The sequence below is a fragment of the Brevundimonas sp. genome (genome assembly GCF_029945885.1).
Classification (GTDB): Bacteria; Pseudomonadota; Alphaproteobacteria; order Caulobacterales; family Caulobacteraceae; genus Brevundimonas.
The window spans coordinates 26,402-36,295 of record NZ_JAQSDK010000035.1; the positions used below are offsets into that span (position 1 = coordinate 26,402).

General features: G+C 68.4%; 9 protein-coding genes and 1 pseudogene. 7 read left to right on the forward strand and 3 right to left on the reverse strand.

All coding sequences use genetic code 11. The features are described 5' to 3' along the window. Positions 1-10 precede the first annotated feature (10 nt). Positions 11-1,807, forward strand: coding sequence for an ATP-binding protein (locus tag PSV00_RS12650; RefSeq protein WP_300447794.1), 1,797 nt, complete (start codon positions 11-13; stop codon positions 1,805-1,807). Then, positions 1,804-3,228 (forward strand): sigma-54 dependent transcriptional regulator, encoded by a 1,425-nt coding sequence (locus PSV00_RS12655; RefSeq protein WP_300447796.1) that lies wholly within the window; start codon positions 1,804-1,806, stop codon positions 3,226-3,228. Before PSV00_RS12650 ends, PSV00_RS12655 begins: the two co-directional genes overlap by 4 nt. A gap of 46 nt (positions 3,229-3,274) precedes the next feature. Here the strand turns inward: PSV00_RS12655 and PSV00_RS12660 are convergent, their stop codons facing one another. The 3 genes from PSV00_RS12660 to PSV00_RS12670 form a co-directional block, all read right to left on the reverse strand. Beyond that, on the reverse strand, positions 3,275-4,306 hold the full coding sequence (locus PSV00_RS12660) for a cysteine synthase A (protein ID WP_300447798.1): 1,032 nt from the start codon (positions 4,304-4,306) through the stop codon (positions 3,275-3,277). Positions 4,307-4,489: 183 nt separating this feature from the next. Beyond that, on the reverse strand, positions 4,490-4,993 hold the full coding sequence (locus PSV00_RS12665) for a DUF305 domain-containing protein (protein WP_300447801.1): 504 nt from the start codon (positions 4,991-4,993) through the stop codon (positions 4,490-4,492). Between the two features lie 102 nt (positions 4,994-5,095). Beyond that, entirely contained in the window at positions 5,096-5,821 is a 726-nt protein-coding gene (locus tag PSV00_RS12670) for a PepSY domain-containing protein (protein WP_300447804.1), read from the reverse strand. Between the two features lie 388 nt (positions 5,822-6,209). Between PSV00_RS12670 and PSV00_RS12675 the strand changes: the two genes are divergently transcribed. The 5 genes and pseudogenes from PSV00_RS12675 to PSV00_RS12695 all read left to right on the forward strand — a co-directional run. Next, positions 6,210-6,479, forward strand: coding sequence for a hypothetical protein (locus PSV00_RS12675; protein ID WP_300447807.1), 270 nt, complete (start codon positions 6,210-6,212; stop codon positions 6,477-6,479). Further along, entirely contained in the window at positions 6,479-6,919 is a 441-nt protein-coding gene (locus tag PSV00_RS12680) for a periplasmic heavy metal sensor (RefSeq protein WP_300447810.1), read from the forward strand. Before PSV00_RS12675 ends, PSV00_RS12680 begins: the two co-directional genes overlap by 1 nt. A 6-nt stretch (positions 6,920-6,925) precedes the next feature. Further along, a complete protein-coding gene (locus PSV00_RS12685; protein WP_300447813.1) occupies positions 6,926-7,492 on the forward strand; it encodes an RNA polymerase sigma factor in 567 nt (188 codons plus the stop codon). A 140-nt stretch (positions 7,493-7,632) separates the two neighbouring features. Next, positions 7,633-9,375, forward strand: coding sequence for a copper resistance system multicopper oxidase (locus PSV00_RS12690; RefSeq protein WP_300447816.1), 1,743 nt, complete (start codon positions 7,633-7,635; stop codon positions 9,373-9,375). Continuing rightward, positions 9,372-9,894: pseudogene (locus PSV00_RS12695) on the forward strand (copper resistance protein B); the annotation flags it as partial. The gene PSV00_RS12690 and the pseudogene PSV00_RS12695, both read left to right, overlap by 4 nt.

A 9,894-nucleotide genomic window follows, 5' to 3' on the forward strand; every position in this document is an offset into this window, starting at 1 on the left:
TATGGCTGTTGTGACCTCTTCCTCGACTCAATGGCGACTCTTCGGCGTGGCCTGGCTGGTGATCGCCGTGGCGGCTGTCGCGCTCGGCGGCGAGGTCGCGCGCCGTGATGGCAAGGAGTCTGTGCGGCGACAGGCGACGACGGCCAGCGCCCTGCATGCGGCGGTGTTGCGCAGTGAACTGGAGCGGCACCGCTCCCTGCCGACCGTTCTGGCCCAGGATCCGGACCTCGTCGCGATGCTGTCGCGGCGCGATGCCGCCAGCGCGGACCGGCTGAACCGGAAATATGAAGGTCTGGCCCGGGATGTCCGTGCCGCCGCCATCTATGCGCTCGATGCCAACGGGCTGACGGTGGCGGCCAGCAACTGGCAGCTGCCGACCAGTTTCATCGGGTCCAGCTACCGCTTCAGACCCTATTACCATGAGGCCATGCGCGACGGTCAGGCGAGCTTTTTTGCGCTGGGAACGGTCAGCGGTCGGCCGGGGCTCTATCTGTCACGACGGGTCGACGACCCGGCCGGGCGGCCCCTGGGCGTCATCGTCGCCAAGGTCGAGTTCGATGCGCTCGAGGCCGACTGGCGCGCATCGGGCGAGCCAACCTATGTCACCGACAGTGACGGCGTTGTCCTGATCACGACCGTGCCCGGCTGGCGGTTTCATACGACGGAACCACTGACGGCGGACCGGCGTCGCCGCCTGGCCGCCGACCAGACGGCGGGGGCCACCGTCCCGGTGCCCCTGCCCTTCGAAGTCGGGGCGGACGGGCTTGTGCGTATCCAGGCCGATGTCCCGGCCGGCCTCTATGCCGAGGCCACCGATCCGATCGCCGATACCGGCTGGCGGCTGAATCTGCTGGTGCCGGCAGGGGAGACGATATCGCGCGGCGTGATGATGGCGCGGCTTCTGGCCCTGTTGAGCATCGCCCTGCTGGCGACCCTGAGCGGGATCGTCCTGCGCCGTCGTCAGCGGGCCGCGGCGCGGGCGGTCGAGGCGGAACGGGACCGGCTTGAGCTGGAGCACCGGATCGACCTGCGGACCTCGGAACTGCGTGCCACCAATGACCTGCTGAGCCATGAGATCGATGAGCGCCGACGGCTCGAGACGATCCGGCAGGATCTTCAGGATGAACTGATCCAGGCCAATAAACTGGCCACGCTGGGACAGATCGCGGCCGGGGTGGCGCATGAGATCAACCAGCCCATCGCCGCCATCCGCACCCATGCCGACAGCGCCTCGCTGCACCTGAAACGAAATGACGGGGAGGCGGCGCAACGCTCGCTGGCCAGTATCGACGGCCTGACCCAGAGGGTCGGGGCCATCACGGATGAACTGCGCGCCTTTTCCCGCAAGACCCGGTCGGAGACCGTGGCGGTCGGGGTGAACGCCGCCGTTGACGGTGCCCTGCTGCTCGTGGGGGGGCGGCTCAGGGAGAAGGGGGTGACGCTGGAGTGGAATGCCGCGCCCGCGGCGCTGGCCGTTCTGGCCGAACGCAATCGCCTTGAACAGGTGATGCTGAACCTGCTGCAGAATGCCATGGAGGCGCTGGACGGGGTCGCGGCACCGGTCATCGGCATCGGCGTGGATGTGAAGGGCAGGACGGTGTCGATCCATGTCACCGACAACGGGCCCGGCGTCAGCGCGACGGTACGCCAGCGGCTGTTCACCCCGTTTACGACCGACAAGAGCGACGGTCTGGGCCTGGGGCTGGTCATCAGCCGTGACATTGTCGCCGGGTTCGGCGGCGAGCTGACGCTGGAGCCGACGCTGAGCGGAACCCGGTTTGTCATCCGGCTGGCGAAGGCCCGATGAGCTTCCGGACCCTGAACCGTATTGCGCTGGTCGATGACGACGACGCCTTCCGCGACGCCCTGGCCGAACGGCTGGCGCTCGGCGGACTGGCGGTTTCGGCCTTTGCCTCGGCCGAGGCGGCCCTGCGATCGCTTGATGCCCGGTTCGACGGGGTCGTGGTCACCGACCTGCGCATGCCGGGCATGGATGGCCGGCAACTGGTCGAGCGGCTCGCCGCCCTCGACCCTGACCTGCCGGTGGTGATGATGACCGGTCACGGCGATATCGCCGAGGTGGTCGAGGCGATGAAGCGTGGGGCCTATGATTTTCTGGCCAAGCCGTTCGCGCCTGAACGGTTGGTCGAGACGGTGCGACGGGCGCTCGAGAAGCGGGCGCTGGTCCTCGACAATCGACGGCTGGCCGCCCTGGCCGCCGACGATGAGGTCTCGATCCCGCTGAGCGGCACCAGCCGTCCGGTGGAAGCCTTGCGGGCCGCCATCCAGCGTCTGGCCGACGCTCGCGTCGATGTGCTGATCGAGGGGGAGACCGGATCCGGCAAGGAGGCGGTGGCCCGGGCCATTCACAATGCCGGGGTGCGCCGGTTGAAGCCCTTTGTCGCGGTTTCCTGCGCCGCCCTGCCGGAAGCGGGCCTGGAGAGCCTGTTGATGGGACAGGCCGCCGGGGCCGGGCCGGGTATGCTGCGTCGCCGCGAGGGACAGATCGAGCAGTCGCACCAGGGCACGCTGTTTCTGGATGAGATCGATCTGGCCCCGCGCGCCGCCCAACTGTTGCTGCTGCGCGTGCTGGAGGAGCGGGAGGTCCTGCCGATCGGGGCAATGGAGCCGCATGCGCTGGATCTGCGCATTCTGGCCGCGACCAAGGGCGATCCGGCCGAGGCGGTCGCGCGCGGGGATCTGCGCGAGGACCTCTACTATCGGTTGAATGTGGTGCGGCTGCGGACCCCGCCGCTGCGCGAACGGCGGGATGACATCCCCCTGCTGTTCGCCCGGTTTCTGGGCCGGTCTGCCGATCGCCTGGGCCGGGCGGTGCCGCCGATTGATCATGCGATGCGTCGTCGCCTGATCGAGCACGACTGGCCGGGCAACCTGCGCGAACTGGCCAACTATGCCAGCCAGGTCGCGGTCGGCCTGGTCCTGACGCCGGACCACCCGGGGCGCGCCGCCCTGCCGCCCGAGGGGCTGGCCCGGCAGGTCCAGGTCTATGAAGCCGAGTTGATCCGCGAAGCCCTGACCCGTTGCCAGGGGGATATCCGCCAGGTCACCGCCGTCCTGCAGATCCCGCGCAAGACCCTCTATGACAAGATGGCCCGCCACGGCATCGTCCCGTCCAGCCATCGTGCGACGACCGCCGGTCCGGCAGCAGGCGCCGCCAAGGGGGCCGGCCAGGCACCAGCGGACAGGCTCAGGACCGCAGGAGGGTGAACCCCCGGGTCAGGGCCAGGCCAAGGGTCAGCAGGAAGTCGTGCACTCAGGTCGTCGGGGGCAGGGTCCAGTCCGGAACCGGCAGGCCCTTGGCCCTGAGAAATTCCGGATTGAACAGTTTGGACGCATAGCGCGACCCGGGGTCGCACAGGGTGGTGACGATGGTCTTGCCCGGTCCGAGATCGCGAGCCAGGCGCACGGCTCCGGCCAGATTGACCCCCGCCGATCCGCCCAGCGACAGGCCTTCCTCGCGCACCAGATCGAACAGGATGGGCAGGAATTCGGCATCCTCGATCCGGTAGACGTCGTCCGGCGTAAAGCCTTCGAGATTGCCGGTGATGCGGGCCACGCCGATACCCTCGGTGATCGAGGACCCTTCGCCGGTCATCTCCCCCTTGGTGAACCAGTTGAACATCGCGGCCCCGGCCGGATCGGCCAGGGCGATCCGGACCGACGGGTCGCGTTCCTTGAGGAAGGCCCCGACCCCGGCAATGGTGCCGCCGGAGCCGACGGCGCTGACGAAGGCGTCGATACGACCGCGGGTCTGTTCCCAGATCTCCGGTCCGGTACCGGTGTAGTGGGCGTCGCGGTTGGCGGTGTTGTCGAACTGGTTGGCCCAGATCGCCCCGTTCGGGCGCTCGGCGTCCAGCGCCTTGGCCAGACGGCCCGAGGTATGGACGAAATGGCTGGGACTGGAAAAGGGGGCGGCATCGACCTCGATCAGCCGGGCTCCGAGGGCGCGTATGGCCTGTTTCTTCTCGTCGGACTGGGTGCGGGGCATGACGATGACCACCGGATGTCCCAGCGCCGCCCCGACCAGGGCCAGGCCGATGCCGGTATTGCCGGCCGTGCCCTCGACGATGGTGCCGCCGGGCCGCAGTTCGCCCGAGGCCCGGGCCCTCTGCACGATCGACAGGGCGGCCCGGTCCTTGATCGACTGACCCGGGTTGAGGAATTCAGCCTTGCCGAGGATCTCGCAGCCGGTTTCCTCCGACAGGCGGTTCAGCCGGATCAGCGGCGTATTGCCGATCAGGTCGATGATGGAGCGGGTGACATCGGGACGGGAAGACACAGGCATGATCTTTCGGCAGAGGGGTGGGCGACGGGCGAGGGTCCGACCGTCGCCGGCTGACGACGCGCTTCGTGGATACCACACTCGGGCGTGTCCGCATCAAAGGCACCTGTGCAGGCCCCGGGTCGGCCCGGGTGGTGAGATCGACAGCCGCCGCGCGGAGCTGGTCGGTGCCGGCAAACGGTGACCTCAGCCGCCGCTGGTCCCGGGAGGGAGATCGGGCGCGCCCGCCGGCGTGGGATTGCGTTCGAGGTCGGCGATCAGGGCGTCCATCCGGGTGATCTCCCGCTTCTGCGCCGCGATGATGCCGTCGGCCAGTTCGCGCACCCTGGGGTCGCGGATGTGGGCGCGCTCGCTGGTGAGGATGGCGATCGAGTGGTGCGGGATCATCGCCCGCATATAGGCCACGTCGTCGACCGTCTGCTGGCTGCGGACAAGCCAGAGGGACGCCGCGAACACAAGCGTCGCGCCGCCGAGAATGGCGAGGTTCAGACGCCGGTCCGGGTACATTCTGAGCATGAACAGCAGCATGATGACGGCCATGACCGCCCCCATCAGCAGGGCCATATAGCTGCGGGTCTCGCTGAATCTGACGTGATCCAGCTGGTAGGTGTTCAGATACATCAGGGCGAACATCACGAGTGTGGATGTCGCGATCATCGCGCCAAATCTGACGTAGCTCTGCTTTTCCATCAGGGGCCTCCCGTCGTTCAGGTTCCAGTGGAACGTGCCTCTGGACGGGATGGTTGCGGGCGGGACGATGGCGCGACCCGGTCCGGGCCCGTGGTCACCGGCTCAGCCCGTCCTGTCGCGCCGTCGTGCGCGCCACACCGCCAGGTCGCGCGCCAGCCGGATCCACAGCAGGATGAAGCCGGTGATCACGATGGTGAAGGTCAGGAAGGTCACCCCGATGATGAGCGGATGGTTGAAATCCTTGCCGTTCTCCAGATCCATGATGTGGAGCCGCCAGAAGACGTCATAGAAGCGCCAGACGGCCGAGCGCCGGGTCAGGACCTCGCCGGTCTGCGGTGACAGGTAGAAGGTGGTGCGCTCTGTGTCGTTGAAGTCCACGCGCCAGATCGGGCCCTCCTTTGCGGTTTCTTGCGGGGCGACCGGCAGCAGGACGGTGGTGGTCGGCTTACCGTCTCCGCGATAGGCGTCGGCGGCCAGCTGTGTCGCGGTCGCCGTATCGAGTGCGGGAAAGGCCTGGCCGGTCGCGGCGGATACCGTGACAGGATCGCCCTTGACCGGGGTCAGGACCCAGGCCGTTCCGCGTGGCGTTGATCGCAACTCCGCGCGGGTGATGTCCAGTTTCAGCGCGGCGGCGATGGCGTCCGGTGCCAGAACGCCCTCGAAGTTCAGCGGCGTCGGCGTCTGCTCGCGCACATGGTGCTCGCTGCGCACCGTCTCGATCGGAATCGCGGTCATCACCAGACCGCCCGCGACCCAGAACAGGACCTGGATGCCGACGGCGAGGGCGATCCATTTGTGGAGCTGGGTGGAAAGTCGAAGCAGCTTCATGCGGAATCCTGGGCCGTTGTGGCGGGCGAAGGCCCGGGGTCTGCCATCCCTGGGGATCAGCACGGTGTTATTGCGGTCGCGATCGCCGTCGGGAGTCTGCATAGCGCCGATTCCGACCGTCATTCGCAAGGGGGGTTCCGAAAGCCTTTGCCGCCCTGCGGGCCTGGACCAGACGCGAGCCCGGCCTGCCCCGGCAGCGGTCACCGGCCTGCCTCATCCCCCCGGATCACCCCTCGACGTGACGGGCGTCTATTCAGGGATACGCGCCGGCGGGGCATTCCCCTCGTTTCCCGGGCACGCGAGCCTTGGCGGACGCGACGTCAGGGCCGCCATGAGGGATTGAACCCGGGCACGCGTAGTCTGTAGTGGGGATGTGGAAAGGCGACGCATGATGGACAATCTGGATCGATGGCTGGCGCGGGTGCCGGTCGGCGTGGAAGCGCTGGACAGCCTCGAGACCGACGTCTGGGCCCGGGTGCGCAGTCTCCGGGCCGAACGGATTCAGATGCGTCTTCGCATCGTCGCCATCGTTTTCGCGCTCGGCCTCGGTGCGGCCAACGGGGGCGTGGGGGCCAGTCTGGTTCGTCCGCCCGTCTCCGAAATGTCAGTCTTCAGCTCTGCCTCCCTGTCGCCGCTCGCGCGCCTGGAGGCCGGATGATGTCGACCGGCTGGAAACCTGTTGCCCTCACCGTGATCCTGGCCGTCGCCGCCAGCGGTATCGGGGCCTGGGCCGGGGCCACCTGGGTGCTCAGACACGATACCCCGCCGTCCCTGCACGAAATCGTCCACGAGGGTCTCGACCTCGAGCCGGGCCAGCTGGCTCGCATCGAGGCCATCGAAGGGCGTTTCGCCACCCGCCGGATCGCGCTCGAGCAACGGGTCAAGGCGGCCAACCGGGAACTGGCCACGGCCATCGCCGCCAGCGACGGTGACAGTCGCGTCGTCCAGCCGGCGGTGGACCATTTCCATGATGCCATGGGCGACCTTCAGCAGGCGACCATCGCCCATATCTTCGAGATGCGGACGGTCATGACTCCGGCCCAGGCCGATGAGTTCGACAAGGGTGTGATCGCGGCGCTCACGGCCGATGGTGCCTAGCCGCCTGTGACCGGCCCGGAGGACCTTCAGGCCCGGGCCGCGGCCGGGGATTCCAGGGCGTTCAGTCAGCTGATGCAGGGGACCAAGGCGCGGCTCTATCGATTCGTGCGACGCTATGTCGGCGATGCGGATGAGGCCTATGATCTGGTTCAGGAGGCCTATGCCGCGGCCTGGCTGGCGATCCGGCGCTATGATCCGGCCCGCCCCTTTGAAGCCTGGCTCTATCGGATCGCCATCAACAAATGTCGGGACTGGAGCCGGCGGCGAAGGGTTCGGCGTTGGCTGCTCAGTGCCGGTGACTTGACGACGCCGGAGGCGATGGCCGTTGCTGACGGTACCCGCGATGCCGGCGAAGCCCTGGCCACAGCGCAGGCCCTCGCCCGCCTGGGGCAGGCTATTGCGGCCTTGCCGCCGCCGCTCAAGGAACCCCTGATCCTGACCGCCATTGAGGAACGCAGCCAGGCGGAGACCGCCCTCATGCTCGGTATTTCCGTCAAGACCGTCGAGACCCGGGTGGCGCGCGCGCGCCGCAGGCTGGCGGATACACTCGCCGGGCTGGAGGCGACGGACTAACGCCCGGGGAAGCGGAGAGACGCCGGGGCAGTGCCGGTGTAAGCCCTGCGTCAGCTTGTCGCGAGGGCACCACCCCCGGCAGGCGTAGACCACTGAGAAGGCTGCCGCCACTGGGCGGCACCACCCCATGGAGTCACGGCATGAAGCTCGATCGTCGCGCCCTTCTGCGCGGAGCCGCCGCCGGCGGCGGCGTGCTGGCCCTGCAGGGCATGATGCCCGCCTGGGCCCAGACCGGCTCGCCCGGGCTGAGATCCGACCTGCCGACCCTGACGGGACCGAACATCGATCTGACCGTGGCCCGGACTCCCTTCACCCTGGGCGGGCGAACCGCCATGGCGACGACGGTCAATGGTGTCCTGCCGGCCCCGCTGTTGCGGTTGCGCGAAGGTCAGAATGTCCGTCTGGCGGTGACCAATACGCTGGACGAGGATACCTCCATCCACTGGCACGGTCTGCTGCTGCCGTTCCAGATGGACGGCGTCCCGGGCATCAGCTTCCCCGGCATCAAGCCGCGCGAGACCTTCGTCTACGAATTCCCGATCCGGCAGTCGGGCACCTTCTGGTATCACAGCCACTCGGGGCTTCAGGAAGCGGTCGGCCATTTTGGTCCGATCGTCATCGACCCGGCCGGTGCCGATCCGGTCGGCTATGATCGTGAACATGTGCTGATCCTGTCGGACTGGAGCTTCCTGCATCCGCACGAGATCCTCGCGAAGCTGAAGAAGAGCCCCGGCTATTTCAACCGCCAGCGCACCACCCTGGCGGGCCTGCTGGACGGCAGCGACCGGATGAGCGCCGAGGAGCGCCGGATGTGGGGCGGCATGCGGATGGATCCGCGCGATATCCTCGACGTCAACGGCTCGACCTACACCTATCTGATCAACGGCCACGGCCCGCAGGAGAACTGGACCGGCCTGTTCCGGCCCGGCGAGCGGGTGCGGCTGCGCATCATCAATGCCTCGGCCATGTCGATCTTCAACGTCCGCATTCCCGGACTGGCCATGACCGTGGTCCAGGCCGACGGCGAGAATGTGCGCCCGGTCGAGACCGACGAGTTCCAGATCTCGGTGGCCGAGACCTATGACGTCATCGTGCGTCCCACCGAGGACCGGGCCTACACCATCGTCTCCGAGGCCATCGACCGCTCGGGCATGGGGCGCGCCACCCTCGCCCCGCGCATGGGGATGACGGCCGAGGTCCCGCCGCTGCGCGAAGTGCCCAACCTGACCATGGCCGACATGGGCATGGGCGGAATGTCCGGCATGGATCACGGCGGCGATGACGCCATGGCCGGGATGGATCACGGCTCCATGGCCGGCATGAACATGCGCGATCCGGACAATGCGCCGCCCGACATGGCGGTCGGCGTCGGCGTCGACATGGTCAATATGTCGCCAAAGAACCGGCTCGGCGAACGCCCGACCGGCCTGACCGATGTCGATCACCGGGTGCTGGTCTATACGGATCTCGTCGCCCTGAGCCCCAATCGTGATCAGCGCCCGCCCAGCCGCACGATGGAAATCCATCTGACCGGCAATATGGAGCGGTTTATGTGGGGCTTCGACGGGCGCAAATTCTCGGAGCTGGTCGAGCCGATCCGCTTCGAGCGCGACGAGCGGGTCCGGGTGACCCTGGTCAACGATACGATGATGGCCCACCCGATCCACCTGCACGGCCATTTCTTCGAACTGGTCACCGGTGGCCCGGCCGGGCACCAGCCGCTGAAGCACACGGTCAATGTCGCGCCGGGCAGCAAGGTCACCTTCGACCTGACCGCCAGTGCGCCCGGCGACTGGGCCTTCCACTGCCATCTGCTGATGCACATGCATGCGGGGATGTTCAACGTCGTCACCGTTCGGCCAATGGATGGAGCGGCCTCATGATCCGGCTTTCTGTCGCCCTGTTGCCGCTGATGCTGGTCGCCGGGCCGGCCCTTGCCCAGTCCCACGCCGGGCACGCCCCGGCCGTCCGGGCCCAGGCCGCGCCCTTGCCGGCCGGTTGCGTCCGTCGTGGCGCGCCCGATGCCGATCCGGCCCGCACCGGAACCCGCGGGGCCCCGGTCTGCCCGACCGGGTCGGTTCCCGCCCGGCGGCCGGCTCCCGCGCCCGCGCCCCACGCCGGTCACGCCATGCCGGGCATGGGCACGGCTCCGGCCGCGCCTTCGACCGGTCCGCACGCCGGCCACGCCATGTCGGGCATGGGCACGGCTCCGGCCGCGCCTTCGACCGGTCCGCACGCGGGCCACGCCATGTCGGGCATGGGCACGGCTCCGGCCGCGCCTTCGACCGATCCGCACGCGGGCCACGCCATGTCGGGCATGGGCACGGCTCCGGCCTCGCCCCCGGCTGATCCGCACGCGGGCCACGATATGTCGGGCATGGGCACGGCTCCGGCCGCGCCTT

Coding starts and splice junctions, on each gene's coding strand:
- PSV00_RS12655 (WP_300447796.1), top strand. CDS start 1,804: ATGAGCTTCCGGACCCTGAACCGTATTGCGCTGGTCGATGACGACGAC.
- PSV00_RS12660 (WP_300447798.1), bottom strand. CDS start 4,306: ATGCCTGTGTCTTCCCGTCCCGATGTCACCCGCTCCATCATCGACCTG.
- PSV00_RS12665 (WP_300447801.1), bottom strand. CDS start 4,993: ATGGAAAAGCAGAGCTACGTCAGATTTGGCGCGATGATCGCGACATCC.
- PSV00_RS12670 (WP_300447804.1), bottom strand. CDS start 5,821: ATGAAGCTGCTTCGACTTTCCACCCAGCTCCACAAATGGATCGCCCTC.
- PSV00_RS12675 (WP_300447807.1), top strand. CDS start 6,210: ATGATGGACAATCTGGATCGATGGCTGGCGCGGGTGCCGGTCGGCGTG.
- PSV00_RS12680 (WP_300447810.1), top strand. CDS start 6,479: ATGTCGACCGGCTGGAAACCTGTTGCCCTCACCGTGATCCTGGCCGTC.
- PSV00_RS12690 (WP_300447816.1), top strand. CDS start 7,633: ATGAAGCTCGATCGTCGCGCCCTTCTGCGCGGAGCCGCCGCCGGCGGC.